The organism is Ruegeria sp. BC3 (assembly GCF_056539265.1).
In genome coordinates this window covers 350,220-374,864 of sequence record NZ_JBQFUP010000003.1, presented here as the reverse complement: position 1 = coordinate 374,864, position 24,645 = coordinate 350,220, and the positions used below count along the sequence as shown (strand labels likewise).

The 24,645-nt window shown below is 58.4% G+C and carries 25 protein-coding genes and 3 tRNA genes; 14 read left to right on the top strand and 14 right to left on the bottom strand.

Annotation, left to right across the window (positions count from 1 at the left end; genetic code table 11):
- The first annotated feature begins 378 nt into the window (after positions 1-378).
- The 7 genes from ACR0MV_RS10770 to ACR0MV_RS10740 all read left to right on the top strand — a co-directional run bounded on the left by ACR0MV_RS10770 (position 379) and on the right by ACR0MV_RS10740 (position 8,273).
- A complete protein-coding gene (locus ACR0MV_RS10770) occupies positions 379-1,329 on the top strand; it encodes an ABC transporter substrate-binding protein (protein ID WP_170422782.1) in 951 nt (316 codons plus the stop codon).
- 10 nt (positions 1,330-1,339) lie between these two features.
- Positions 1,340-2,389, top strand: coding sequence for a quaternary amine ABC transporter ATP-binding protein (locus ACR0MV_RS10765; protein WP_480702115.1), 1,050 nt, complete (start codon positions 1,340-1,342; stop codon positions 2,387-2,389).
- A complete protein-coding gene (locus ACR0MV_RS10760; protein ID WP_170422778.1) occupies positions 2,386-4,452 on the top strand; it encodes an ABC transporter permease in 2,067 nt (688 codons plus the stop codon). The genes ACR0MV_RS10765 and ACR0MV_RS10760 overlap by 4 nt, the downstream gene beginning before the upstream one ends.
- 109 nt (positions 4,453-4,561) lie before the next feature.
- The gene (locus ACR0MV_RS10755; RefSeq protein WP_480702114.1) at positions 4,562-5,227 is read left to right on the top strand and encodes an NnrU family protein; all 666 of its coding nucleotides are present in this window, start codon (positions 4,562-4,564) and stop codon (positions 5,225-5,227) included.
- A 72-nt stretch (positions 5,228-5,299) separates the two neighbouring features.
- Positions 5,300-5,821: a DUF2478 domain-containing protein gene (locus ACR0MV_RS10750; RefSeq protein ID WP_480702113.1), complete on the top strand. Its 522-nt coding sequence runs from the start codon at positions 5,300-5,302 to the stop codon at positions 5,819-5,821.
- Positions 5,822-5,907: 86 nt separating this feature from the next.
- Positions 5,908-7,155: a D-arabinono-1,4-lactone oxidase gene (locus ACR0MV_RS10745; RefSeq protein WP_480702112.1), complete on the top strand. Its 1,248-nt coding sequence runs from the start codon at positions 5,908-5,910 to the stop codon at positions 7,153-7,155.
- Entirely contained in the window at positions 7,152-8,273 is a 1,122-nt protein-coding gene (locus ACR0MV_RS10740; RefSeq protein WP_480702111.1) for an alanine racemase, read from the top strand. The genes ACR0MV_RS10745 and ACR0MV_RS10740 overlap by 4 nt, the downstream gene beginning before the upstream one ends.
- 88 nt (positions 8,274-8,361) lie before the next feature.
- Here the strand turns inward: ACR0MV_RS10740 and ACR0MV_RS10735 are convergent.
- A tRNA-Tyr gene (locus ACR0MV_RS10735) sits at positions 8,362-8,445 on the bottom strand.
- A 116-nt stretch (positions 8,446-8,561) separates the two neighbouring features.
- Here ACR0MV_RS10735 and rlmB point away from each other — a divergent pair.
- From rlmB to ACR0MV_RS10715, 4 genes are all read left to right on the top strand, one after another.
- Complete coding sequence (gene rlmB / locus ACR0MV_RS10730; RefSeq protein ID WP_480702110.1) at positions 8,562-9,335, top strand: 23S rRNA (guanosine(2251)-2'-O)-methyltransferase RlmB; 774 nt, start codon at positions 8,562-8,564, stop codon at positions 9,333-9,335.
- Entirely contained in the window at positions 9,316-9,630 is a 315-nt protein-coding gene (locus ACR0MV_RS10725) for a hypothetical protein (RefSeq protein ID WP_217358964.1), read from the top strand. Before rlmB ends, ACR0MV_RS10725 begins: the two co-directional genes overlap by 20 nt.
- A 105-nt stretch (positions 9,631-9,735) precedes the next feature.
- Positions 9,736-10,188, top strand: a complete 453-nt coding sequence (locus tag ACR0MV_RS10720; protein WP_170422766.1) for a YHS domain-containing (seleno)protein — start codon at positions 9,736-9,738, stop codon at positions 10,186-10,188.
- Positions 10,189-10,386: 198 nt separating this feature from the next.
- Positions 10,387-10,857 carry a CoA-binding protein gene (locus tag ACR0MV_RS10715; RefSeq protein ID WP_480702109.1) on the top strand — a complete coding sequence of 157 codons (471 nt, stop codon included), beginning with the start codon at positions 10,387-10,389 and terminating at the stop codon, positions 10,855-10,857.
- A 4-nt stretch (positions 10,858-10,861) separates the two neighbouring features.
- Here ACR0MV_RS10715 and ACR0MV_RS10710 read toward each other — a convergent pair whose 3' ends face one another.
- From ACR0MV_RS10710 to ACR0MV_RS10695, 4 genes are all read right to left on the bottom strand, one after another.
- Positions 10,862-11,437 carry a hypothetical protein gene (locus ACR0MV_RS10710; RefSeq protein ID WP_170422762.1) on the bottom strand — a complete coding sequence of 192 codons (576 nt, stop codon included), beginning with the start codon at positions 11,435-11,437 and terminating at the stop codon, positions 10,862-10,864.
- Positions 11,438-11,510: 73 nt separating this feature from the next.
- Complete coding sequence (locus ACR0MV_RS10705) at positions 11,511-11,828, bottom strand: phosphoribosyl-ATP diphosphatase (protein WP_170422761.1); 318 nt, start codon at positions 11,826-11,828, stop codon at positions 11,511-11,513.
- The gene (gene hisF / locus ACR0MV_RS10700; protein WP_170422759.1) at positions 11,825-12,586 is read right to left on the bottom strand and encodes an imidazole glycerol phosphate synthase subunit HisF; all 762 of its coding nucleotides are present in this window, start codon (positions 12,584-12,586) and stop codon (positions 11,825-11,827) included. The genes ACR0MV_RS10705 and hisF overlap by 4 nt, the downstream gene beginning before the upstream one ends.
- Positions 12,587-12,736: 150 nt before the next feature.
- Complete coding sequence (locus ACR0MV_RS10695) at positions 12,737-14,782, bottom strand: fused MFS/spermidine synthase (RefSeq protein WP_480702108.1); 2,046 nt, start codon at positions 14,780-14,782, stop codon at positions 12,737-12,739.
- Between the two features lie 417 nt (positions 14,783-15,199).
- On the opposite strand from ACR0MV_RS10695, the gene ACR0MV_RS10690 reads away from it, so the two are divergent.
- Positions 15,200-15,646 carry a DUF302 domain-containing protein gene (locus ACR0MV_RS10690; RefSeq protein ID WP_254445692.1) on the top strand — a complete coding sequence of 149 codons (447 nt, stop codon included), beginning with the start codon at positions 15,200-15,202 and terminating at the stop codon, positions 15,644-15,646.
- Positions 15,647-15,725: 79 nt separating this feature from the next.
- Here the strand turns inward: ACR0MV_RS10690 and hisA are convergent, their stop codons facing one another.
- Positions 15,726-16,448, bottom strand: a complete 723-nt coding sequence (hisA, locus tag ACR0MV_RS10685) for a 1-(5-phosphoribosyl)-5-[(5-phosphoribosylamino)methylideneamino]imidazole-4-carboxamide isomerase (protein WP_170422757.1) — start codon at positions 16,446-16,448, stop codon at positions 15,726-15,728.
- Between the two features lie 134 nt (positions 16,449-16,582).
- Between hisA and ACR0MV_RS10680 the strand changes: the two genes are divergently transcribed.
- Positions 16,583-16,984, top strand: a complete 402-nt coding sequence (locus tag ACR0MV_RS10680) for a DUF2147 domain-containing protein (RefSeq protein WP_475204765.1) — start codon at positions 16,583-16,585, stop codon at positions 16,982-16,984.
- A 4-nt stretch (positions 16,985-16,988) separates the two neighbouring features.
- On the opposite strand, the gene hisH is transcribed toward ACR0MV_RS10680, so the two are convergent.
- Both hisH and hisB read right to left on the bottom strand, forming a co-directional pair.
- On the bottom strand, positions 16,989-17,627 hold the full coding sequence (gene hisH, locus ACR0MV_RS10675) for an imidazole glycerol phosphate synthase subunit HisH (RefSeq protein ID WP_480702107.1): 639 nt from the start codon (positions 17,625-17,627) through the stop codon (positions 16,989-16,991).
- Positions 17,628-18,215, bottom strand: coding sequence for an imidazoleglycerol-phosphate dehydratase HisB (gene hisB, locus ACR0MV_RS10670; RefSeq protein ID WP_170422751.1), 588 nt, complete (start codon positions 18,213-18,215; stop codon positions 17,628-17,630).
- Between the two features lie 154 nt (positions 18,216-18,369).
- On the opposite strand from hisB, the gene ACR0MV_RS10665 reads away from it, so the two are divergent.
- Positions 18,370-18,609 (top strand): Lrp/AsnC family transcriptional regulator, encoded by a 240-nt coding sequence (locus ACR0MV_RS10665; protein WP_170423282.1) that lies wholly within the window; start codon positions 18,370-18,372, stop codon positions 18,607-18,609.
- On the opposite strand, the gene ACR0MV_RS10660 is transcribed toward ACR0MV_RS10665, so the two are convergent.
- The 6 genes from ACR0MV_RS10660 to ACR0MV_RS10635 form a co-directional block, all read right to left on the bottom strand.
- Positions 18,610-19,230, bottom strand: coding sequence for a hypothetical protein (locus ACR0MV_RS10660; protein WP_480702106.1), 621 nt, complete (start codon positions 19,228-19,230; stop codon positions 18,610-18,612).
- Between the two features lie 31 nt (positions 19,231-19,261).
- On the bottom strand, positions 19,262-20,128 hold the full coding sequence (locus ACR0MV_RS10655; RefSeq protein WP_480702105.1) for a GNAT family N-acetyltransferase: 867 nt from the start codon (positions 20,126-20,128) through the stop codon (positions 19,262-19,264).
- Between the two features lie 86 nt (positions 20,129-20,214).
- Positions 20,215-20,289: transfer RNA gene (locus tag ACR0MV_RS10650), tRNA-Gly, on the bottom strand.
- 34 nt (positions 20,290-20,323) lie between these two features.
- A tRNA-Gly gene (locus tag ACR0MV_RS10645) sits at positions 20,324-20,398 on the bottom strand.
- A 316-nt stretch (positions 20,399-20,714) separates the two neighbouring features.
- Complete coding sequence (locus ACR0MV_RS10640; protein WP_480702104.1) at positions 20,715-21,098, bottom strand: MAPEG family protein; 384 nt, start codon at positions 21,096-21,098, stop codon at positions 20,715-20,717.
- Between the two features lie 78 nt (positions 21,099-21,176).
- A complete protein-coding gene (locus tag ACR0MV_RS10635; RefSeq protein ID WP_480702103.1) occupies positions 21,177-24,614 on the bottom strand; it encodes a pyruvate carboxylase in 3,438 nt (1,145 codons plus the stop codon).
- Between the last annotated feature and the right edge of the window lie 31 nt (positions 24,615-24,645).

Here is a 24,645-nt window from a genome sequence, read left to right as displayed (position 1 = left end):
CTGGGTTGCAAGGTCTCAAACCGTGACGCGTTGCCGGATCCAGGGTGCTGCGAAGATAGGCGCAGGGAAGAAAAAACCGAGTTTGATAAAAGAAAAGCTCGACAAAACTGGGGATTCGGGTTTGTGATTGACTCGTCAATCAATGTCCGGTCGAAAAAACAATCAAAACTCATACGGTCGGGCGTTATGCAGATTGCAGCAGGTGGGGACTTGCGGCTTGGTTTTGGGCGAAAAATTCCGTCCGTGGCCGAACTGTTCACTTCCCTTTTGCGGCTAAAATTGTGCATGTTGCGACATGGTATTGTCGTCCGACACGCGTTTCGGTGCGAAAGTTTGCACCAAGCAGGGCGATGAACAGAAAAGACAGGGAGAATGTCGATGAAAAAACTCAGTGTCAGCCTGTTGGCGATGACGGTAGCCGGCTCCGCCTATGCCGCCGATATGGGCGCCGTGGACGAGCCGATCAAACTGGCGATCAACGAATGGACCGGTCAGCACGTGACGACCCACGTCGCGGGCGAGATGCTGAAGGCCGCGGGCTACAACGTCGAATTTGTCACCGCCGGCATGATGAACCAGTTCCAGGCGATCGCAGATGGCGACATCACAGCAACGCTGGAAATCTGGTCGTCGAACGTATCGGATGAATATGCCAAGAAGATCGAAGAAGGCACGGTCGTCGAGATCGGCGATCTGGGTCTGGACGCCAAGGAAGGCATTGCCTACCCGGCGCACGTGGCCGAACTGTGCCCAGGTCTGCCTGCTTGGGAAGCGTTGAAAGACTGCGCGCAAGTCTTTGCAACTGCAGAAACTTTGCCCGGTGGCCGTCTGGTCGACTACCCGGCTGACTGGGGCACGCCCGGTGCTGACCGTATGGTTGGACTTGAGCTGCCGTTCAAGGCTGTTCCTGCGGGGTCCGAAGGTGCTCTGATCGCTGAACTGCGCGCCTCGACCGAGCGCAAGTCACCCTTGCTGATCACTTTCTGGCAACCGCATTGGGCGATGTCGGCTTATGACGTTCAGTTCGTTGACCTGCCGGTCGGTGAAGAGGCGTGCTTTAACGACCCGGCATGGGGCCCGAACCCAAACGCTGTGAACGACTGTGATTTCTCGCCGTCGCGCATTTTCAAGGCCAGCTGGAGCGGTATGGAAGACAAATGGCCTGCAGCCTTTGAGATCCTCTCGAACTTTGAGCTGGCAGTTGAAGATCAGCAGCCGATGATGGGCGCAATCGACGTTGACGGCGGTCAGGTCGAAGAAGTTGTTGCCGCATGGATGGCCGAGAACGAAGACAAGTGGCGTCCGGTTGTTGACGCAGCAACGCAGTGAGTTCGCATAAGTGACTGACGCGAATACGCCAGCCATCGCCTGCCGGAATCTCTGGCAGGTCTTTGGCCAAGGCGCAGAAAAGGCCCTGACCGACGCGCTGTCTCGGTCAGGGAATGACGCAGACAAGGCCGCTATCGATCTGCGCGAACACGGGTTCATTCCGGCCGTTCAGGATGCCAATTTCGACGTGAAAGAGGGCGAGCTGTTCGTCATCATGGGTTTGTCCGGGTCCGGTAAATCCACGCTGATCCGTTGTATCTCACAGCTATTGCCGGGCACCGGCGGAGAGATCCGGGTCGATGGTGAGAATGTCGTTGGCGCATCCAAGAAAACGCTGACCGATCTGCGGCGGAAAAAGCTGGGCATGGTGTTCCAGCATTTCGGCCTGTTTCTGCATATGACCGTCGCCGAGAACGTGGCCTATCCGCTGCGTGTTCAGGGCGTTGGCAAAAAGGAACGTCTGGTACGCGCGCAAGAGGTGATCTCGCTGGTCGGTCTGGAAGGTCGCGAGGACAGCTTCCCGCGCCAGCTTTCCGGTGGTCAGCGCCAGCGGGTCGGGATCGCGCGGTCCTTGGCCGTAAACCCCGATATCTGGTTTCTGGATGAACCGTTCTCGGCCCTCGACCCTCTGATCCGTCGCCAGCTGCAGGACGAATTCCTGCGCATTCAGGCGACTCTGAAGAAATCCATCGTGTTTATTACCCACGATATCCAAGAGGCGCTGAAACTGGCGGACCGCATTGCCATCATGCGCGATGGCAAGATCGTTCAGATCGGCACGCCGACGGACATCGTCCTGCGTCCGGTCGATGATTACGTGCGCGAGTTCTCGAAAGATGTGGCCAAGGGTCAGCATGCCAAGGTCGCCTCGGTCATGCGCGACGAAGCCGAACGCGGCCCGGATGATCCGGGGCTGACGACCTCGATGACCTTGGACGCCGCATTGGCACATTGCATGGAACTGTATGAGCCCGTTCCGGTGCGTGATGAGGCTGGCAACATCGTTGGAACAGTTCATCCTTCGGATCTGGCAGCCGCGCTGCAGGTGGAAGAAACATGACCGCTGTCACGGATATCCCTTCGCAAAGCGACTTGCGGCTGACGGTTGGGGCCAAGGCCGCGTTGATCACGGTGGTGGTCGGTGCGCTTTGCCTAACGCTTGAAGGCGTCGCCCCTTGGCTGGTCAAATGGCCCGCCGCTTGGGAATTGCCGGCCACTCAGTGGGTTGGTGCCTTTCTCGATTGGTTTCTGAACGGCATCAAACCAGCCATGCGGTTGTTTTCCGACCTGATGGCCTATCCCATGAACTGGGCCAACTTTCTGTTGGGCAGCACGCCCTGGCCGATCCTGATCGGCCTGGTCACAGCGCTGGGCTGGTATTTGGGTGGCTTGCCTATGGCAGCGCTGGGATTCTTTGGGCTTTGTTTCGTACTGGCATCAGGGTACTGGGCCGAAAGCATGAACACTCTGGCGCTGGTCGCGGTCTCGGTCCCTGTCGCGCTAACTGTCGGCGGCGCAATTGGCATCCTCGCCAACGAAGTGCCGCGCGTGAAGTCCTTTGTCCAAGCGGTGCTGGACGTGATGCAGACGGTACCGACCTTTGCCTATCTGACCCCGCTTTTGCTTCTGTTTGGCTTTGGCCCCGTTGTGGGTCTGATCGCCTCGGCCATCTATGCGGCGCCCCCAATGGCGCGCAACGTGATGCTGGGTCTGGAGCGGGTAGAACCCGAGATCAAAGAGGCCGCGATCATGTCCGGCGCAACGCGGTTCCAGCAGTTGTTTCAGGTGGAAATCCCCGCTGCGGCCACCCAGATCATGGTCGGCGTGAACCAGTGCCTTATGGCGGCCCTGTCGATGGTGATCATCGCGGCTGTGATTGGCGGATTCAATGACATCGGGTGGGAAGTTCTTCTGACCATGCGCAAGGCGCAGTTTGGCGAGTCGCTTATGGCCGGTCTCGTGATCGTGGTTTTTGCCGTGGTGATTGACCGCATGAGCGGGACGCTGGCGACCGAGCGCAAACAGTACGACCGGCGCGTTGTCTGGGCTGTGCTTGGGTTCACCGCACTGTTCACCGCTGCCTTCTGGGCGTGGCTGCCGAACCCGTCCGAACTGACCCTGTTGGACCCGGTGGCCGCAGCTGTCGATAGCGGTCTGACCGCGTTTACCCAAGCCAACGGGCCGTGGTTGGACGCGCTCAAGAACAACTCGTTGTTCTATGTGCTGCTGCCTTTGCGGATCGGCTTGGACCAGGCGGTATTACCCTTTACCTGGGGCTTTCAGTGGACGCCCGGCATGAGCTACGGCCTGTTTGCCTTTGGCGTTGCCGTCGCAGGTCTGATGGCTTGGCGCGGCCAACTGACCGCCGGTTTGGTCATTCTGACCCTCATCGGCATGTTGGAAACCGGGATATCGAACCTGCCTTGGCCCTTTGTCCTGACCGCAGTAGGTGCGCTCAGCTATGTCGCGGGCGGTTGGCGTCTTGCGGCGCTTTCGGTCGGACTGCTTTGCACCATTCTGGTTTCGGGATTGTGGGAGCGCGCCTTACTGTCGCTCTACCTCAGCGGTGCGGCGGTGTTCACCTGCGCGGTTGTCGGAGGATTGATAGGTCTGGCCAGCGCGGTGTGGTCCCCGGTCTGGAAAGTCGTGCGCCCGATCTGCGACATGCTGCAAACTATCCCGCTGTTCGTCTTCCTGATCCCGGTTCTGATGGTGTTCCAGATCGGCGAGTTCTCGGCCTTTCTTGCGATTTGCGCATACGCGATCGTCCCGATGATCCGATACACGCGGCATGGTCTGGTCAACACCCCGGACGAGATGATGGAAGCCGCAATCTCCAGCGGTGCGACCGAGTGGCAGATCATGCGCGATGTTCGTGCGCCCTATGCCGCGCCGACGATCCTGTTGGGGCTGAACCAGACCATCCTCTATGCCTTTGCCATGTTGGTGATCGCGGCGCTGATCGGAACCACCGGTCTGGGTCAGTCGATCTATCTGGCATTGGGACAGGCGGATGTGGGGCTGGGCATCTCGGCCGGTGCGGCGATGGCGATTCTGGCTTTGATCGCCGATCGCATCGTGCAGGGCTTTGCCGAGGAACAACGCAAGGCATTGGGCCTGTAAACTTAGGGCAGGGGCGGCGCGTTCGCCCCTTCTTGCCCACACTTGATTTCGGACAAGGACTTGGCGGTTTCGGGGGCGTAGGCCCGTTGTGACATGTTCGGAGACAATAATGACCGGTTGGGCCTTTTTCCTTGCAGCTTTGATCACCTTTCTTCTCAGCCACGCTATCCCGGTGCGTCCGGGTGTGCGCGGGCGTTTGATCACGGCACTTGGCCGCAAGGGCTATTTCGCTGCCTATTCCGCGCTATCGCTGCTTGTCCTGGCCTGGCTAATCGTTGCTGCGGCCCGCGCACCTTATGTTGAAGTTATCCCGCCGCTCGTCGTCTTTCGCTGGGCTCCGCTGCTGGCGATGCCGGTGGTGTGCTGGCTGGCGGTGGCAGGTCTATCAATTCACAACCCGTTTTCGTTTGGCGGGATGGGAAACCGCGCCTTCGATCCTGAGAATCCGGGGATCCTGCGGACAACACGTCATCCGATCCTGGCCGCTTTGATGCTGTGGGCAGGTGCGCATCTGTTGGCGAATGGAAGCCTGTCCCATGTGATCCTGTTTGGGCTATTTTTCGGGTTTGCTTTGGTCGGCATGGCGCTGATCGACCGCCGAAAGCAACGTGAGATGGGGGCCGAGTGGACGCGACTGTCCCGAAACACCGCGCGCCTGTCTCTGCACGCGCCACAGCCCTGGCCGCGCCTTTGGGTTTGGCTGGTCGCGCTTGCCATCTTCGTGGTTCTGTTTCACCTGCACGCACCTGTGATCGGGTTTTCTCCGGTGCCGTGAGGCAAAGGAGTGGTCGTGCAAGCACTTGCGTGCTATCTGGAATGTCACACATTTGTACCAAGGGGTCCTTCGATGCATCTGGCCTATGTCACCACCACCGACCGCGGAGCGACGGATCGTCTTCTCAGCGCGGTTGCGGAACACCTGTTGTCCAAGGGCGCAAGCCTGGCGGGCGTGGTGCAAACCAACACCGAATGTGCCGACAGCAGCAAATGTGACATGGATGTCCGCGTTTTGCCCGAGGGAGAGACCATTCGGATCTCGCAATCCCTTGGTGAGCAATCGCGCGGTTGTCGTCTGGACCCCGCGGCGTTGGAGCAGGCGGTGGGGTATGTGACCTCATCTTTGGCCGATGCACCGCAGCTGCTGATCATCAACAAATTCGGCAAGCATGAGGCCGACGGACGTGGTTTCCGCCCTGTGATCGCTGAGGCGCTGGCGCAGGACATTCCCGTGCTGGTGGGCGTGAACGGCCTGAACCGGGAAAAGTTCGACGCCTTCACCGGCGGTGCGGCCGAGCAGATCGAACCGAATGTCGAAAGCATCACAGACTGGTTTGACCGCGTGACTGCGCAGCGCGTGGCTGCAGCCTGATAAAGCTCCCGTAGGGTAAGCTTCTGTTATCCTGACTTGTTTCGTGCTGCTACTGCTGCAATCCTCTGACCCGGAGGAGAGACAGTATGTGGACCAACTGGGCCGGAAACCAGCGCGCTGACACACCAATTGCGCGCCCGTCGTCAATTGCCGAACTACAGCAAGCGATAGCACAACCCCAAAGCCTGCGAGTGTTGGGGGCAGGGCACTCGTTTACTCCGATTGTGGCCGGTGGCGAACGGATACTGGACCTCTCGGCGCTGAACCTGCCCACTCTGGGTGACGTTGAAGACGGTCGCGTCTGGGTCAATGCCAACGCGCGGCTGCGCGATCTGTCCCCGGCGCTGGGGGGGAAGGGGCTGGCCTTTCGCAATCTGGGTGACATCAACGCACAATCGCTGGCCGGTGCGGTCTCGACCGCGACACACGGCACTGGGCGCGAACTGCCCTGCCTTGCCGCAGAGATCACCGCTGCGCGGATGGTTTCGGCGAGCGGAGATATCCTGACCACCGAAGACATCCCCCTGGAAATGGCGCAGGTCACTTTGGGGATGCTGGGCGTGCTGACCGAAGCCCAGATTTCTGTCGTTCCGAAATACAATCTGCGTCGACAAGTGGAACTGAACTCGGTTCAGGATAGCCTTGCGACGATGCACCAGAAATGGGCCGAGAACCGGAATTTCGAGTTCTTCTACATCCCATTCACCGGAAAAACCGTCGAGATTCGCCATGCGCTGACCGATGCCGCTGAAACCAAGGCGCCGCGCGATTTGGATATGATCGCGGTGAAGGTTCTGAAGCTCGCCCGCAGCGCAGGAAAGGTCAGCGAGGGTCTGCGCGGTGCCTTGCTCAAGCTGCTGACCATGGCGCAGTCGGATGAGGATTACGTCGGCGAAAGCTGGCGTGTGTTGTGCAGCGACCGGCGTATTCCGTTCAAAGAAATGGAGTACCATCTGCCCCCCGATGTCGCTGGGGACGTTCTTCAAGAGGTGCTCACGCGCCTTCATCGCGACCACAAGGACATCTATTTCCCGATCGAGGTGCGGCAGACCGCTGGCGATACCGCCTGTCTGTCTCCGTTCCAGGGTGGCAGACGCATCTCAGTCGCTATTCACACCGACGCGGGCGAGGATCACCAACGTTACTTCGATGCGATTGAGCCCCTATTCGTCGAAGCAGGGGGGCGGCCCCATTGGGGCAAGATGCACAGCCTGACTTATAAAAACCTGTCGACGATGTATCCGGATTTTGATCGGTTCTGCGCCCTTCGCGAACAGGTTGATCCGGATGGAAAGTTTCTAACGCCAGCACTAGCCCGGCTGTTTCGACCATGACCGAAGCTTATCTGAAGACGCTGTCGGATACCCTGCGCGCCTATGGCGTGGATAAGCCTGTTGTGGTCGTCGATCTGGATCGGTTGGATACAAATTGTTCCGTCGCAAATAGCGCTGCCGACGCTGGTCTGGCGCGCCGGTTGGTCGCCAAGTCCCTGCCGTGCCTGCCCTTGTTGGATTTCATTCGCGAACGCCTTCCGACCTCGGGGCTGATGACCTTCTCGGAACCAATGCTCCAGGCGCTGTTGATGGCCGAGCCGGACACGGACCATCTGCTGGGAAAACCGCTGCCCGTGACCACGGCCGCGCGGCTTCTGTCGAGTAGCCCAGACGCTGCGCGGCGCGTTCAATGGTTGATCGACACTCCGGCGCGACTCGGGGAATACCTGACCCTTGCAACGGACCGCAAAACCCCTCTGCGCTTGTCGCTTGAGCTGGATATCGGTTTGCACCGTGGTGGAATACGCCCGGGGCAGGTCGCGGAACTGACGCAACAAATCACAACCCATCCTTACGGACAGATTGTCGGGGTGATGGGGTACGAGGCGCATTTGGCCAAACTGCCGGGTTTGCTACGCAAGCGGGCCGAACGGGCGAGTGCTGCTGCGTTTCGCACCGGTGTTTCGGCCCTGCCAGAGGGCGGGCGCGGCCTGTGCCTGAACACGGGCGGCAGCCTGACGTTTCAAAGCTATTTTGCCAGCGGTCTGGCGACCGAGGTCGCCTTTGGGTCAGTTCTGGTCAAGCCCAGCGATTTTGACCACGAAACAACCCGGTCCTTTGAGCCGGCGGCTTTCATTGCGACTCCTGTCCTCAAGGCGCTTCCGGGGAACGCGCTGCCTGGGTTGGATTTTCTGCCGCGACAGAAAACGGATATCGCGGTGTTCGGTGGGCATTTCCTGGCACAACCCGTCTTTCCCGAAAGCTTTGGTTATTCTGGGATTTTCGGCCGCTCCAGCAATCAAGAGGTCTGGACCGGGCCCAACGCAGCCTCGGTCACGCCCGGCGATATCGCTTTGTTGCGTCCGACTCAGAGCGAGGCCGTATTGAACCAGTTCGGACGGATACTGGCGATCAAAGAGGGCAAGATCGTTCACGAGTGGGAATGTTTGCCAAATTAGCAGCCGCCTGAGTTGCTGCACAACTTATCGCGGCAAGAACTGCGCAGCACTGCTGCACAACACCATTACTTTCAATTGCTTGGAAGAATGGTGGGCGACCCTGGAATCGAACCAGGCGTGCGTCTCCGCGAGGGAGTTACAGTCCCCTGCCACACCTTGCGGCCTGTCGCCCACTGTCAGGCGTTGCACCTGACGTGGAGGCGTGATTACTAGCGCCTTAAAGGAGCGTCAACAGGAAAATTCCGCTTTGGCGCAGGAAACCGAATTCCCGGCCGGGAGGCCCAAGAAATGAAGAAACCCAAGTGGGTCGTAGAAAAGGAACAGGCGCGCAAGGCTGCGGCGTCTGAAACCGTGTGGCTGTTTGGTCTGCACGCCGTTCGGGACGCTTTGATGAACCCGAACCGGCAGAAACTGCGCCTGATCGTAACGCGAAATGCGCGGGACAAACTGACGGAAGCCATTGAATTTGCAGGGGTCGAGGCCGAAATGGTCGACCCTCGCAAGTTCACCGCGCCGATTGATCCCGGATCCGTGCATCAGGGCGCAGCGCTTGAGGTCAAGCCGCTGGACTGGGGCGGGCTGGCTGAAAACTGTATTGGACGCGAGCATCCCAGAATAATTCTGCTGGACCGTGTCACGGATCCGCACAACGTCGGGGCGATTCTTCGTTCGGCTGAGGTATTAGGCGCGAGTGCGGTCATCGGTACACGGCACCATTCCGCTCCGGAAACAGGGGCGCTGGCGAAAACGGCCAGTGGCGCGTTGGAACGCCAACCGTATCTGCGGGTGCGCAATTTGGCCGACGCGATTGTCGAACTGCAGGGCATGGGGTTCCTCGTGCTGGGTCTGGACGGCGAAGCCGAGGACACGATCGAAACCGCATTGGGCGGCAAGCTGGACCGGCCGGTTGCTTTGGTTCTTGGGGCAGAAGGGCCGGGGTTGCGGCAAAAGACCAAAGAAACCGTTGATCAATTGGTGAAAATCGACGCAGCCGGAGGGTTTGGCTCGCTCAACGTCTCAAATGCTGCCGCAATTGCCCTATATGCGTCAAAGCACCGATAGACAGGAGAGTCCCATTCCCAGCCCGTCCAAAATCGCGACCTGTTGTTATTGCGGAACCCGTGCTGCGCTGGTTCTGAAGGGAAAGCAACGCCACGAGTTGAGTTGTTCCAGCTGTGGGGCCCCGTTGCATGACCTCAAGATGGTGCCCAAGCGCAAGCTGAGTGACAGTAAGCCGAAGCGTGAAGGCTATACCTCGGCACCGCCTTACAAGAACAAAAAGAAAAAGAAGAAAAAGGGTCTTTTCGCGCGTGTCATGGACGAGGCCTGGGATGTCGTCGAGGATATTTTTGACTGACACCGGCGCAATACGACACGGCTGTTCACAAGCGCGTTAATTGGGGTGTTTTGAGCGCAAAATGATTGCATTTTGATACCCTGACTTTGTAACCGTGAACCCGCGATGCCGATCAGAAAAATCATACTTGGGGCGATAGCTGCCCTTGCCCTCGTCCCTGCCGTCCAAGCCCAGGACATGCCCGTCTATTTTGAAACAGACGGCGCGGTCATGGCGGGCTTTGATCCTGTGTCTTACTTCCAGGGCACGGCCCCCGTTAGGGGCATGCCGGAATACGCGGTGATCTGGAAAGGGGCAGAATGGCATTTCGCCTCGGCCGAGAATCGCGATCTGTTTGAAAGCAATCCGCGCGCATACGCCCCGCAGTTTGGCGGTTACTGCGCCTATGCCATGGCTCAAGGTTTGCTGAAAAGCACCGATCCCATGCTGTGGGATATGGTGGACGGGCGGTTGTACCTGACCCATTCGCCCGAAATTGAAAAGGTTTGGCGCGGCGACCGGGCTGAATTCATTGAGATGGCCGAAGAAAACTGGCCGGTCGTTCTATATCTCGACTAGGCGGGACTTCGCTTTTTTCACCATGTCATCACAAAAAAGCGACGCGCCCCTTTTTTTCTCCGAACTTATGCCTAAATGTCACAGTGACCGCGGAACGGAACTGCCGCGGGTCATTTCACTGTCCCTCGTTCCAACAACTGGCGCTCAGGTTCGACCTGGGCGCTTTTTTCTTGGCCGGACCGCGTCTAGGGTGGCCGTATGACGGAATACACAGACTCATTTCTGAAAGAAATCCTGCAGCGCACAAAGGTCGTTGCTGTGGTTGGCGTGTCGATGAACCCCGTACGGCCCAGCTACTACGTTGCGCGGTATTTGTCGCTAAAAGGGTACACGGTCATTCCTGTGAACCCCGGCCATGCGGGGAAAGCGCTGTTTGGTCAAACTGTTCGGGCATCCCTGGCCGAGATTTCAGAACCCGTCGACATGGTCGATATCTTCCGCCGGTCCGAGGCCGTTCCCCCGATCGTTGACGAGGCGTTGTCGGCCTTTCCCGATCTCCGCACCATCTGGATGCAGATTGGCGTTGAGCATCCGGAAGCAGCCGCCAAGGCACAAGCGCGCGGTGTGGATGTCGTGATGAATCGCTGTCCGAAAATCGAGTATCAGCGATTGTTCGGTGAACTGCGTATGGGCGGTTTCGCAACCGGGGTGATTTCGTCCAAGCTGTGATTGGTCAGGTGCCGGGCTGGAGTTTCATCCGGGCGACCTGTTCCAATCGGCGTTTTTCCAGCACAACGTCGCGGGGGACCCATTCGTACCGCGTGTCTTCAACCAAGGGCGACCAGTACAGAACTCCGCCATAGCGCCAGGGGTCCAGAATAACGCCCTCATACATCGTGTCGCCTTTGCGGCTGACAATTGCGGTGCTGTGGTCAATGCGAAACGAGTTGTCGGCGTTGGCGATGGCGCGGTGCAGTTCCAGCGTTTGGAAGTTTTCCTGTTTTAGCCTGCGTTCGATGTCTTCGGCCCAGTGCCAGCACAACCCACGTGGGCGCAGGCCTTTGTTGACCTTGGCATTGTGAATCAGGGGCGGGTCGGTGATTTCGTATTCCTGCACCAGTTGTGCTGTGTAGGAATAAGCAATACGGGCGGCGCGGTCGGCCTCTTCCGGGTCGATATCTGGGCCGAGGCTGCGGATTTGCGTCGCCAGTCGTTGCACTTCGTCCCCGGTCTGGGGCGGCGGCGTGGAACAGGCGGCAAGCGTTACAAGCGAAAGCAAGGCCAGCAAAACGGCCAGAGTTCTGGTCATGCCCGTGTCCCTCGGTCGGTCAATACACTGACACGGTACTATATAGGGCAGACGGGCAGGGCGGAACCCACGCTTAGGTCTTGGGGCGCGATGCCTTTTCGGCAATGCCGCTGGTGCCCTGACGGCGACCTAGCTCGGCCAGTACATCATCCAGCGCTACATCCCGTGACGCCAACATGACCAGCAGGTGATAAAGCACATCTGCGGCCTCGGATATCAGCTTATCCTGATCACCCTTTACGGCTTCGATGATGGCCTCAATTGCTTCTTCCCCGAATTTCTCGGCGCATTTCTCGGGGCCCTTGGCCAGCAGTTTGGCCGTCCAGCTCGAGTCGGGCTCGGCCCCCTTACGCGCTTCAATCGTGGCGGCCAGATCGTGAAGGATGCTCATGTCAGCCTCATTGGAATGCCAGCTGCGGCCATGTGTTCCTTGGCCTCGCGGATTGTGTATTCGCCGAAATGGAAGATCGACGCCGCCAGAACGGCGCTGGCACCGCCCTTGGTCACGCCTTCGACCAGATGCTCCAGGTTACCGACGCCACCGCTGGCAATCACCGGCACATCCACCGCGTCACTGATCGCGCGGGTCAAGGGCAAGTTGAACCCTGCTTTAGTGCCATCGCGGTCCATCGAGGTCAGCAGGATTTCACCCGCGCCTTTGGTCACAACGGTCTTGGCAAACTCAACGGCGTCGATGCCGGTGGGTTTGCGTCCGCCATGGGTGAAGATTTCCCACTTGCCCGGGCTGACGGTCTTTGCGTCGATGGCGCAGACGATGCACTGGCTGCCAAACTGGTCTGCGGCTTCGGCGATGACGTCAGGGTTTGCAACAGCGGCAGAGTTGAAGCTGACCTTGTCAGCCCCGGCCAGCAGCAGGGCACGCACATCGTCCTTGGTCCGCACGCCTCCGCCCACGGTCAGTGGAACAAAGCACTGTTCAGCCGTGCGCTGCACCACGTCGAACATTGTGCCACGGTTTTCGTGGGTGGCATGGATGTCCAGAAAACAGATCTCATCCGCGCCGGCTGCATCATACGCTTTGGCCGATTCAACCGGATCGCCCGCATCCCGTAGACCTACGAAATTGACACCTTTGACCACACGGCCATCGGCGACGTCCAGACAGGGAATAATGCGGGTTTTCAACATGGCAGCGTCCTTTGCTGCCGCACCTCTAACGTCAAAGCCCCGCCGTTTCCAGTGCCGTTGAGGCTGTTGCGGAAATCGGCGGGGCGATTGGCTTTGTCGTCCTGGTGCTGCAGCCTCACCCGACTTGCGAACTTGGGACCTGCTGTGACTTTACTTCTCGTTTTGCAGCCACTTCAGCGCAGACAGAAGGTTGGCCTTGTCGTCGGTCCAGGGTCCGCGTCCATCCGAAAGGACAGGTTTCCATTTGTCGTCGGCTAAGATACCTTCGATCCTGGCTTCGTCCGGGCTGATAATCGCGACGATGGAGTGATTGCCTCCAATGTACTCGGAGTCTTCGTCAAGGAAATGCCTTTGCAAGGCCATGTGCAGCCCAAGTTCGTCGGCAATGCGCGCCAGTGGCGCCGACAGATCGTAGTAGCGGTTGCTGATATGGAAAACCAGAACGCCGTCACTTGCCAGGCGCTCGGTGTACATTTGGACGGCTTCTTTGGTTATCAAATGCAACGGGATCGCGTCCGAGCTGTAGGCGTCCAACACGAGAATATCGAATGTATAATCCGTTTGCGCCATGACAATCCGGGCATCTCCCAGATGCGTAGGCGAATCCGGTGCACATTCCGAGATGTAAGTGAACATTGAGGGGTCACGCGCCACACGATCGACCATGACGTCGATTTCGAAAAAGGCCCATTCCTGGGTCGGAAGCTTGTAACAGGACAGCGCCCCGACCCCAAGACCGACAATGCCGATACTGTCGGACTGGCGGCCAAATTCGGACGTTATAACCTGCGCCATCGGACCTTTCGGGTAATAGTAGGATTGTGGCGTGGGCCGCGTGCCAAACTCGGATTCAAACTGCAAGCCATGCAAAGTGGTTCCGTTTTGGTACAGCCGCAGGTCGCCGGTCGTAAAAACCTTGTGAGTTCCAAAGAAACTGCGGTCCTGAAACAACGAGTCCTTTTTGTCCCAGAAAACGGGCAGCATCAGCGCTGCGATGATCACGACAATGCTGGCGGGGTGATTTCGGAATAGGGCAAAGGCTCCGATCAGCATCGAGATTACTATGATCGTCTGCAATGTCGCATCGTCAAAGGGGTTTGAAGCGCCAAACACCCCGGCTGCATACAGGGTCGGATAGCTCGCGAGAAACCCGAATGCCAGTGCGCGTGGAGTAATCGGGCCTTTCCCGAACAGAAGCAGTCCACCCGCCAGAATCATGGTCAGTTGGGCTTCGACCTCTTGCGCGAACACAAGCGGTGCGATGATCGAATTGAACAGTCCCCCAAACGCACCGCCGACCGAAAGAGCGATGTAGAAGACTGTCAGTTGCTCGGCCGGTGGGCGCATTTCGTACAGCAGCCTGTGTGCATAAAGGGCGATTACGAACAGGACGGGCACGTACAAAAGGAAGACGAAGGGGGTCGAAAGCTGGTCGACGATTTTGGTCAGAAGCACTGTGCCAAGCACCAATGCCAGAAGCATTGGGATTTGAAGAGACTTGACGCTCAGCCTTTTTAGTTTTGCAAAGGCGAAGATGAACGACAGAAGGTAGGTCGCCAAAGGTACAACCCAGATCAACGGGATCGAACCCAGATCAGTGCTGGCCTTCGTGGTGAAGGACAGCATCAGCGATGATGGTACAAATGCGATGACGACCCATTTCGCGATATGCTTCAGCTTGGGTGTGCTGTAGGCGACATCGGTTGTTGGTGCCACGGCGAAGGTGTTCGCCCCGCGCACTGTCACCAGTCCGCTGATCAGCAACAGCCCGCCAAACATAACAAAGCCTACTGACCAAATGTTGCTGGTTTCACGTGCGCCCAAAAGGGGGTCTGCCAGCAAAGGAAAGGCCAGAAGGGCCAGCAGAGAACCGACGTTGCTGGCACTGTAAAGGAAGTAGGGATCATCCGCCGAAGGGCCACCTGAACGGGCGTACCAGGCCTGCAACAAGGGCGCATTTGCAGACAGAACCGCAAAGGGTAGGCCGACACCAAGGGCAAAGAGCTTAAGGGTTTGCCAAGCGGTGGAACTGGATGCGTCGTAGCTCCAACTTCCGCTGACCGACAAAGGTAGAAAGGTTAGCGCCGATGCCCAGAACACCAGATGTGTCACAAGCTGCCAGCGCAGCGACAGCCATTTTGTCAGAACATGCGCGTAGATGTAGCCAACAATCAGCACCACCTGAAAGAACAGCATTGCGGTCGTCCAGACCGCGGGTGCTCCGCCAATTTGGGGGAGGACCAATTTGGCAAACAGCGGCTGGACAAAGAACAACAAAGACGCGCTGACAAAAATTGTTGTGCAAAAACTGAATACTATCGCAAATCTGAACCACGAATTGTTCGACAACTCTGTGCTTGTAATGCTCACGGCTGAAATCCCTGCTCGAGTTCGTTGCCGCGACGCTATCGGCGAAATAAGACCAAGTTGGGGCTAATTTTGGTAAAATGTCTGTTAGAGGGACGTATTGTTCTCGGATGAAAAACGGTCGACGGGTGGGCTGGCACGGCAACTATTCAGCCATCAGCGACGCCTTGCCGATGCCGGACTTGTGATCTCGTAATTGCGCAAACCTGTGGAATTAACAGTGAAAATTACAGAAGGAACTCCAATATGCGAAAACTGATACTGGCAACTATTCTGACCTTCGGAGGGGCAATGTCCGCCATGGCCGACGATATCATCAAGGTAAACACGAACAAATCGGTGCAAGAGGCTATGGACGCCCTCGAAGCTGCCGTGGGCAACGCGGGCGCAACCGTTTTCGCGCGGGTTGATCACGCTGCAGGCGCGGACAAGGTCGGGCTTAGCATTCCGGCCAATCAGGTACTGATCTTTGGCAATCCAGCGCTGGGCACCCCGGCAATGCAGATCGATCCGCGGGCCGGTTTGTTCTTGCCGCTCAAGGTTCAGGCTTACGAAGACGAGAATGGGCAGGTTTGGCTGGCCTATGAAGATCCCAAAGAAACGATGGACGACCTTGACGAAGTCGAGAAGTCGCCTGTCATAGAAAAGATGCGCGGCGCGCTTGCCAAGCTGACCTCGGTCGCGGCGCAATAGCGCGGGTCGACCGCTCGAATTCAGAAAAAAGGCTGAGCTGCCGCCTGATCAACTCGGCAGCTCTTTGCCAAATGGCTTGTCAGTTGCTTAGCGCCTTCAACGCGTCAGCTAGGTCAATCGCCCCGTCATACAAAGCGCGGCCCGAGATCGCGCCGTTTAGCGCGACACCGCAGTCTCGCAGGGCGATAAGATCGTCGATGGACGAAACGCCACCAGATGCAATCACAGGGATCGACACCGCGCGGGCCAGGTCTGCTGTTGCCTCAATATTCGGCCCTTGCATCGCTCCGTCGCGGTTGATGTCAGTATAGATAATCGCCGCGACGCCTGCGTCTTCGAAGCTGCGGGCTAGGTCGGTCACATGGACGTTGGTTTCTTCGGCCCAGCCTTTGGTGGCGACCATTCCGTTGCGGGCATCGATGCCCACGGCCACTTTGCCGGGAAACGCTTTAGCAGCTTCGCGGACCAGATCGGGGTTTTCGACCGCGACGGTGCCCAGAATGACCCGAGCCAACCCTTTTTCGATCCAGGCTTCGATCGTTGCCATATCGCGGATGCCACCACCCAACTGGGCAGGTACGTTGCATTCCTTCAGGATGGCCTCAACCGGTGCGGCGTTGACTGGCTCACCCGCGAAGGCACCGTTCAGATCCACCAGATGCAGCCACTCGCAGCCCGCCTCGACAAACGCGCGCGCCTGAGAGGCCGGATCGTCGTTGAATACGGTGGCCTTATCCATTTCTCCGCGCAACAGGCGCACGGCCTGGCCGTCTTTGAGGTCGATGGCGGGGTAGAGGATCATGTCAGGCGGCCCTATATCAGAAGTGTTCGCGCGGGATATCGCACAAGCGGGGCAGGGGATGCAACGCGACGCAAAGTCAATCTTGCCCGAAGCCGACCAGCGGGCCAGAGTGGCAGCCAAACAGGGAGGATATAATGAAGAAACTCACACTCGTAGCAGCCTTCGCGGCCATGGCAGCGGGCAGCGCCGCAGCAGACCCGGTTGATGGCCTTTGGAAAACTCAGCCCGGAGATACCGGCGGGTATCTGCACGTATCGATCGCTGAATGTGGCAGCGCCATTTGCGGAACCATCGACTCGGCCTTTGATGGCCAGGGTAATCAGCAACTGAGCTATGAAAACCTGGGCAAACAGATCATCTGGGACATGGTTCCCGATGGCGGTGGCAGTTATAGCGGTGGCAAAATCTGGGCGCCGGACCGTGACAAGACCTACAGCTCGAAAATGACGCTGGACAGCCAAAACAAGCTGACCGTCAAGGGTTGTGTTGCAGGTGGTCTGGTGTGCCGCGGGCAGGACTGGACGCGCGTTCAGTAAACCGTCACGGGGTCCAGGTCAGGAAATTCCCGATCATACGCAGCCCCACATCCTGACTTTTCTCAGGGTGAAACTGCATTCCAACCATCGTGTCGCGGCCGATCACGGCCGTGACTTCCTGCCCGTAGTCGACATAGGCCAACCGCTCGGCCGGATTGGTGACCCGGAAGTGGTAGGAGTGGACGAAATAGGCATGGTCGCCTGTTTGTACTCCGGCAAAGACCGGGTGGTCGCTTTCCAGAACCAGGTCGTTCCAACCCATATGGGGCACTTTTAGGGCACTGTCTGACGGTTCGATTCGCACGACATCACCCGCCACCCAATCCAGACCGTCGGTCTCAATGTATTCGTGGCCTTTCGAAGCCATCAACTGCATGCCCACGCAGATGCCCAGAAAAGGGCGGCCCTTCTGCTCGACGGCCTCGACCATTGCGTCGTAAATGCCTTTGTGTCCACGCAACTCGGCGGCACAGGCGGGAAAAGCGCCGTCACCGGGCAACACCAGCCGATCCGCACGCGCAACGACGTCCGCGTCCGAGGTCACAACGACTTCACCTGCATTCACCTCGCGCGCCATGCGTTGAAACGCCTTTTCGGCCGAGTGCAGGTTGCCGCTCTCGTAGTCAATGATGGCTGTCAGCATTTACAGCGCGCCCTTCGTGGACGGAATCGCGTCAGCCTTGCGCGGATCGGTTTCAACCGCCAGGCGCAACGCGCGGGCAACGGCCTTGAAGGCCGCTTCGGCGATGTGGTGGCTGTTGAAACCGTGCAATTGGTCAATGTGCAGTGTGATGCCGCCATGGGTGCTGAGCGCCTGAAAAAACTCGCGCACCAGTTCGGTGTCGAAGGTTCCAATCTTGGGCGTAGGCAAATCAACATTCCAGATCAGGAACGGACGGCCAGACAGGTCCAGCGCACAGCGCACCTGTGCGTCATCCATGGGCAGATGGCACTCGCCATAGCGACGGATGCCTTTCTTGTCGCCCAGAGCCTGGGTCAGGGCCTGACCTAACGCGATGCCGGTATCTTCGACCGTGTGGTGGTCGTCGATGTGGTAATCGCCCTTTGCGCGGATTGTCATGTCGATCAGCGAATGGCGCGCAAGCTGATCCAGCATATGGTCAAAGAAGCCAACGCCGGTCTGATTGTCATAGGTGCCGGTGCCTTCCAGATTGACCTCGACCGAGATCTCGGTCTCGGCGGTCTGACGGCTGATCTTTGCGCTGCGCATGGGCGAATTCCTTTTGCTACAGGCGCGCTTATAGACGCGGATGGGCCGCCTTATCCAGACCAACTGTGGTATTCGCCGCAAACTGTTGCAGGGGATTGCGCCCGGTCGCAGCCCATGCCAGCCTGCGGGCAATTCAATCAACAAGGCACGGCCCATGTCCACCTGCGTTTTCATCCAGATCCGCTGCAAACCCGGCACCACCTACATGGTCGCCGAAGAGATCGCGCTGCGCGAAATCCACTCTGAGCTTTATTCGACCAGCGGCGAATACGACCTGCTGCTTAAGCTCTACATCCCTGAGACGGACGATGTCGGTCATTTCATCAACGAAAACCTGCTGGTGATCCCGAATATCGAACGGTCTTTGACGACAATGACGTTCAAGGCGTTCTGACTAGATCGAAGCCTCGGAGACCGAAGGGTGCTGCGGCGCACACACCAGAACCGCGCCGCTGCGTGACTGCTGATCATTTGCTCCTGCCCGGAGCAACTGATGTGTCCCGAACAACACCATCAACGGGGCTGCCAGTGAAACAAGATAATTGTCCCCTGCCAAGAGTGACCACACGATACCCAACGCGCAAACCATCAACAGAACAGCAGAATGCGCGCGCTTTTGTTTGGTGCTGCTGGGCTGATAGTTCAGAAAACCGTTTCGTGCGAAGGCCGTCAAAATCAGCCCGACGACAAACACGCTCATCAAAACCAGCGTCGCGATGTTTCCGATTAACAGTGTCGCGGCGGTGCGATGGCCCGATAGAATGAGGCCTTCGATCAACGGCGTGATTGCGATCATGAAAAGGTTGATCCCAAGCAAGATTGGCTGCGGCCGCAGGACCCCTCGGGCATATGCAACGCAGACCGCTGCCGCCAGAGTTGTTCCGACCCAACCGGCCAGTTGCAGGTCATCTGTTGTTCGAAACAGAACCATGAAGCTTATGCCCGGCAGGTTTTCAAACATCTCAAGCAGCAATCGTCTTTGGTTCTTTCCCGGCATAACTTCGAGCTTTCTCAATTGATCGTTTCTCAGCAAGTTGAGGCGGAAATCACCCCAGCTCAAACGTTGTAATTCCGTAGATCCGGTCCAGATCGATCTCGGGTGCGTGACTGGAATACATCCGACCTGTTTCGAACACTTTGGTCAATCCCAACTGTTGCGCCAATGCTATGGCCTGTGCGTTGGGGTTGGGCATGTCGATGAACACCTCGGACCCCATCTGATCGGTTGGAAGAGTGGTGAGCAGCGACACCAAAAGGGCCTGCGCGATCTCGGTCGTGTCAGCAAACAAGGGCCCAACTTTGTACCCACTCAGACAGCGCCGCAGTGTGGCGTATCCCCGAATTTGGCCGTTTTCTTCAAACACCCGCGAGACATGATTTGGTGCATCAAGCCAGGCCTTCAGAAAGGTCTCTCGTGGGGCGGGGAACAGGCCCCGGTCATACGTCCTCAGCGCGTCTGTGAGCGTACCCAGCGGTGCAATCTGATCGTGCGCAGACCGGCCCAAAGAGTTCAGGATTTCCCCCGCCGTGCCTGAGAAGCGATAGTTGTCATAGGCCAATGTGAAGCCGAATTTGCGATAATTGTCCTGCTGCTCGACCACGCCGTCCATACCCATGTTCCGGTGTTCGCAATGCGCTTTGACGGCCTCGGCCACTTGCAGCCCATATCCCGATCCACGGTGTTCTGGCCGAACGATATAAAACCCTAGAAACGAATAGTTATCGTCATAATTCACCGCCGAGGCCGACGCGATCATCTGCCCGTCCAGAAATCCGCCCTTGAACCCCTCGGGGTCGGAACTGCGGAAACACACCGCGTCGTGCAAACCCGGATTCCAGCCTTCCTGACCCGCCCAGTCCACGGCTGTTTGGACCTCATCCTTTGTCAAAGCGCGAATAACATATTCTGGCATGGGCGCGTCTCCGTCGTGGTTGCGTACAACCCCGAGGATGCCGCAATGACATCGAAAGAACCAGAAGGTTTGGAGAGTTTGGTATCTGGAGCGGGCGAGGCGATTCGAACGCCCGACCCTAACCTTGGCAAGGTTATGCTCTACCCCTGAGCTACGCCCGCATCAGATACAAATTTTGACCTTTCGGTCTCTCAATGGAGCGGGCGAGGCGATTCGAACGCCCGACCCTAACCTTGGCAAGGTTATGCTCTACCCCTGAGCTACGCCCGCGCCGTTGAGTGAGGAGGGATGTATAAATTCCCACGCGGGGCTGCAAGCGGAAAAAACAAAAAAGCGGAAAATTATTTGCGACGGAATTGCGCCAGTTATTCGTTCAGGAACCAGAGCTTTGAAGAATAAGAACAGTGGAGGTGAAAAAATGGCGCATTTGAAGGACCTGAAAATGGTGGCCCTGGCTGCAATGATTGTATTGGCCTCAACCCTTGCCGGGAAAGAGGAGGACCGAGTGGGGGACGTGCAACCGCACTTTAACGAAGCCCCCCGAATCGAAACGCGAGTTCTGGCGAGTTAAGACCCGCCAGCAGGGTCACAGCGCAAGCAGAAGGCTGGCGATCGCCGCGATGATCAGGACAGCAAATGTCAACAGCATGCCGATCTGGCGCAATATCACGATCTGCGGTTTGCGGCCAAAGCCATAGGCATGCAGCACACGACCGGACAGAATACCCAGCCCAAGCAGGTTGACCAGCCAAGCGCCTGCGCCTTGCAGTTCGACCATAGCGATCATCAGCAAGGCAAACGGCGCGTATTCCGCAAAGTTGGAATGCGTCCGCATCACCTTGAGCATGTTTGTGTTGCCGCCATCGCCATAGGATATCTTGTCGCCCCGGCGTTGCATGATGACCCGCGCACTGAGCGCGACATAAAGAAGGGCCAGCAACGCGGCATAGACGGGGGTGATAGACAGCATGATCTGATCCTTTCTGGGCTACAAAAAAGGCCGCCCGGTTGCCCGAGCGGCCCTTCGTTGCCTAGAACGTTAGGCTGTTCATTCCAACTCGACCAGTAGGTCCTTTGCGTCAATCTGGCCGCCGGGCTGGACGTGCACCGCCTTGACCGTCGCATCACGCTCGGCATGGATGCCGGTCTCCATCTTCATTGCCTCGATGGTCAGCAGCAGATCGCCTTCCTTGACCTCTTGTCCCGCGCTTACGGCGACAGTGGCCACCACGCCAGGCATCGGCGCGCCAATGTGGTTGGCGTTGCCCGCCTCGGCCTTGGGGCGCGACTGAGTCGTCGAGGTCACCAAACGGTTCGGAACCCGGATCACGCGGGGTTGGCCGTTGAGTTCAAAGAACACTTTGACCTCACCCTTCTCATCGGTTTCACCGATGGCCTGACAGCGGATTTCCAGGGTCTTGCCGGGATCGATTTCCGCAGTGATCTCTTCGCCCGGCTCCATGCCGTAGAAGAACGTGCGGGTCGGCAGTGCCCGAACCGGACCGTAGACCCGGTGGCGGCCCATATAATCCAGGAACACCTTGGGATACATCAGGTAGCCGTTCAGATCCTCATCATCTACCTCTTTGCCTTCCAGCAATTGCGATAGCTCGGCGCGCGTAGCCTCAAGATCAACAGGCGGCACGTCTTTGCCCGGTCGGTCGGTGTTGGGGGCTTCGTCCTTCAACACCTTCTTGACGATGGTGTCCGGGAAACCGCCCGGAGGCTGACCCAGGTTGCCGCGCATCATGTCCACGACCGAGTCGGGGAAGGCTACGTCCGTCTGCGGGCTTTCCACGTCTGCACGGGTCAGGCCCTGGCTGACCATCATCAGTGCCATGTCACCGACGACCTTGGAGGATGGGGTCACCTTCACGATGTCTCCGAACATCTGGTTCACGTCCGCATACATCTGGGCAACCTCGTGCCAGCGCTCTTCCAGCCCCAGTGAGCGGGCTTGCGCCTTGAGGTTGGTGAACTGCCCGCCGGGCATCTCGTGCAGATATACCTCGGATGCCGGGGCTTGCAGACTGGATTCGAAGGCCGCGTACTGGCCGCGGACCGCTTCGAAGTAATCGCTGATTTCGCGGATCGCTTTGATGTCTAGCCCGGTGTCACGGTCGGTGTGGCGCAGCGCCTCGACAACAGTACCCAACGTAGCCTGGGATGTGTTGCCGCTGAAGCTGTCCATCGCGCAGTCCACCGCGTCGACGCCGGCCTCGGACGCGGCCAGAATGGTGGCGCTGGCGATGCCTGCGGTGTCGTGGGTGTGGAAGTGGATCGGCAGGCCGACTTCTTCCTTAAGAGCGCGGATCAGGATTTTGGCCGAAGCGGGTTTCAGCAGACCAGCCATGTCTTTGAGGCCCAGAATATGCGCGCCTGCGTCGCGCAACTCTTTCGCCATGCCGACGTAGTATTTCAGGTCATACTTAGCGCGATCCGGGTCCAGAATGTCACCGGTATAACAAACGGTGCCTTCACAGATCTTGCCGTTCTCTACGACAGCGTCCATCGCGACGCGCATGTTTTCGACCCAATTCAGCGAGTCGAAAACGCGGAACACGTCGATGTTTTCCGATGCCTGACGCACGAATTCCTGCACGACGTTATCGGGGTAGTTGGTGTAGCCTACGCCATTCGCGCCACGCAGCAGCATTTGGGTCATCAGGTTCGGCATCGCTTCGCGCAGGTCACGCAGACGCTGCCACGGGCATTCCTGCAAGAAGCGGTAGGCCACGTCGAAGGTCGCACCACCCCAGCATTCGACACTGAACAATTGCGGCAGGTTGGCCGCATAGGTCGGCGCCACCTTGATCATGTCGATCGACCGCATTCGGGTCGCCAACAACGACTGGTGCCCGTCACGCATAGTTGTATCGGTGATCAGTAGTTGCCGCTGGGCTTTCATCCAGTCGGCGACGGCCTGCGGGCCTTTTTGTTCCAGCAGGTTACGGGTGCCCATCTGCGGCTCGGCCTTGGGCGCGGGGGCCTTGGCCTCTTTCATATCGGCGCGCGGTTCCGGGCGATCCTTGGTCTCGGGGTGACCGTTCACCGTGATGTCGGCGATATAGGTCAGAACCTTCGTGCCCCGGTCACGGCGACGTTTAAAGCTGAACAGGTCCGGCGTCGTGTCGATGAACTTGGTGGTGTATTCATTCGATAGGAAGGTCGGGTGTTTCAGCAGGTTGATGACAAAGTCGATATTGGTGCTGACGCCGCGAATACGGAACTCGCGCAGGGCGCGGTCCATACGGGCAATCGCGGCCTCGGGCGTCGGGGCCTTGGCGGTGACTTTGGTCAGCAACGAGTCGTAGTAGCGGGTGATGACGCCGCCCGCGTATGCGGTGCCGCCGTCCAGACGGATACCCATGCCGGTGGCCGAGCGATAGGCCGTGATGCGGCCGTAATCAGGGATGAAGTTGTTCTGCGGGTCTTCCGTGGTGATCCGGGTTTGCAATGCATGGCCGGTCAAATGCACGTCTGCCTGGCTTGCGGCACCGGTCGCCTCGGCCAGAGTTTTCCCTTCGGCAATCAGGATCTGTGCCTGAACGATGTCGATGCCGGTGACTTCCTCGGTGACCGTGTGTTCCACCTGTACCCGGGGGTTCACTTCGATGAAGTAGAATTTGCCGGTTTCCATATCCATAAGGAATTCGACGGTGCCGGCGCATTCATAGTTCACGTGGGCGCAGATTTTGCGACCCAGCTCGCAAATCTCGGCGCGCTGTTCTTCCGACAGGTACGGGGCAGGGGCGCGTTCAACGACCTTCTGGTTCCGACGCTGGACCGAGCAATCCCGCTCGTACAGGTGGTAAATCTCACCGTGTTTGTCGCCCAGAATCTGCACCTCGACGTGGCGGGCGCGGGTGATCATCTTTTCCAGATAGCCTTCGCCATTGCCAAAGGCGGCCTCGGCCTCGCGACGGCCTTCCAGAACCTTTTCTTCCAGCTCGTCTTCCGAATTGATCGGACGCATGCCGCGTCCGCCGCCGCCCCAGCTGGCTTTGAGCATCAGCGGATAGCCGATCACTTTGGCCTCGGCGCGGATTGCGTCCATGTCATCGCCCAGAACCTCGGTTGCGGGGATCACGGGCACGCCCGCTGCAATGGCCACTCGACGCGCGCTTGCCTTGTCACCCAGGGCGCGCATGGTCTCGGCCTTGGGGCCAATGAAGGTGATGCCGTTTTTCACACAGGCATCCACGAAATCGGGGTTTTCGGACAACAGGCCATAGCCGGGGTGGATCGCGTCGGCGCCGCATTCCTTCGCCACACGAATAATCTCGTCGATGCTCAGATATGCCGCGACCGGTCCCATCCCTTCGCCGATGCGATATGCCTCGTCTGCCTTGAAACGGTGCAAGCCCAGCTTATCTTCCTCGGCGAAGACAGCGACGGTGCGTTTGCCCATCTCATTGGCTGCGCGCATCACGCGAATGGCAATCTCGCCGCGGTTGGCGATCAGGATCTTGTTGAAGTCAGTCATGTCGGGTCCCGGTCCTACTTGTTTGGCCGTG

Bases quoted from the DNA above. Each gene is read 5' to 3' on its own strand.
- hisB (WP_170422751.1), bottom strand. From the start codon at position 18,215: ATGCGCAGCGCAAAGATCAGCCGTCAGACCGCCGAGACCGAGATCTCG.
- ACR0MV_RS10755 (WP_480702114.1), top strand. From the start codon at position 4,562: ATGACCGGTTGGGCCTTTTTCCTTGCAGCTTTGATCACCTTTCTTCTC.
- ACR0MV_RS10725 (WP_217358964.1), top strand. From the start codon at position 9,316: ATGCGTCAAAGCACCGATAGACAGGAGAGTCCCATTCCCAGCCCGTCC.
- ACR0MV_RS10720 (WP_170422766.1), top strand. From the start codon at position 9,736: ATGCCGATCAGAAAAATCATACTTGGGGCGATAGCTGCCCTTGCCCTC.
- ACR0MV_RS10760 (WP_170422778.1), top strand. From the start codon at position 2,386: ATGACCGCTGTCACGGATATCCCTTCGCAAAGCGACTTGCGGCTGACG.
- ACR0MV_RS10635 (WP_480702103.1), bottom strand. From the start codon at position 24,614: ATGACTGACTTCAACAAGATCCTGATCGCCAACCGCGGCGAGATTGCC.
- ACR0MV_RS10705 (WP_170422761.1), bottom strand. From the start codon at position 11,828: ATGAGCATCCTTCACGATCTGGCCGCCACGATTGAAGCGCGTAAGGGG.
- ACR0MV_RS10640 (WP_480702104.1), bottom strand. From the start codon at position 21,098: ATGCTGTCTATCACCCCCGTCTATGCCGCGTTGCTGGCCCTTCTTTAT.
- hisA (WP_170422757.1), bottom strand. From the start codon at position 16,448: ATGATCCTCTACCCCGCCATCGACCTCAAAGACGGCCAGGCCGTGCGC.
- hisF (WP_170422759.1), bottom strand. From the start codon at position 12,586: ATGTTGAAAACCCGCATTATTCCCTGTCTGGACGTCGCCGATGGCCGT.
- ACR0MV_RS10710 (WP_170422762.1), bottom strand. From the start codon at position 11,437: ATGACCAGAACTCTGGCCGTTTTGCTGGCCTTGCTTTCGCTTGTAACG.
- hisH (WP_480702107.1), bottom strand. From the start codon at position 17,627: ATGCTGACAGCCATCATTGACTACGAGAGCGGCAACCTGCACTCGGCC.
- ACR0MV_RS10655 (WP_480702105.1), bottom strand. From the start codon at position 20,128: ATGCCAGAATATGTTATTCGCGCTTTGACAAAGGATGAGGTCCAAACA.
- ACR0MV_RS10740 (WP_480702111.1), top strand. From the start codon at position 7,152: ATGACCGAAGCTTATCTGAAGACGCTGTCGGATACCCTGCGCGCCTAT.
- ACR0MV_RS10690 (WP_254445692.1), top strand. From the start codon at position 15,200: ATGCGAAAACTGATACTGGCAACTATTCTGACCTTCGGAGGGGCAATG.
- ACR0MV_RS10770 (WP_170422782.1), top strand. From the start codon at position 379: ATGAAAAAACTCAGTGTCAGCCTGTTGGCGATGACGGTAGCCGGCTCC.
- ACR0MV_RS10665 (WP_170423282.1), top strand. From the start codon at position 18,370: ATGTCCACCTGCGTTTTCATCCAGATCCGCTGCAAACCCGGCACCACC.
- ACR0MV_RS10680 (WP_475204765.1), top strand. From the start codon at position 16,583: ATGAAGAAACTCACACTCGTAGCAGCCTTCGCGGCCATGGCAGCGGGC.
- ACR0MV_RS10745 (WP_480702112.1), top strand. From the start codon at position 5,908: ATGTGGACCAACTGGGCCGGAAACCAGCGCGCTGACACACCAATTGCG.
- ACR0MV_RS10750 (WP_480702113.1), top strand. From the start codon at position 5,300: ATGCATCTGGCCTATGTCACCACCACCGACCGCGGAGCGACGGATCGT.
- rlmB (WP_480702110.1), top strand. From the start codon at position 8,562: ATGAAGAAACCCAAGTGGGTCGTAGAAAAGGAACAGGCGCGCAAGGCT.
- ACR0MV_RS10695 (WP_480702108.1), bottom strand. From the start codon at position 14,782: ATGCTGTTCTTTCAGGTGGTGCTGATTGTTGGCTACATCTACGCGCAT.
- ACR0MV_RS10715 (WP_480702109.1), top strand. From the start codon at position 10,387: ATGACGGAATACACAGACTCATTTCTGAAAGAAATCCTGCAGCGCACA.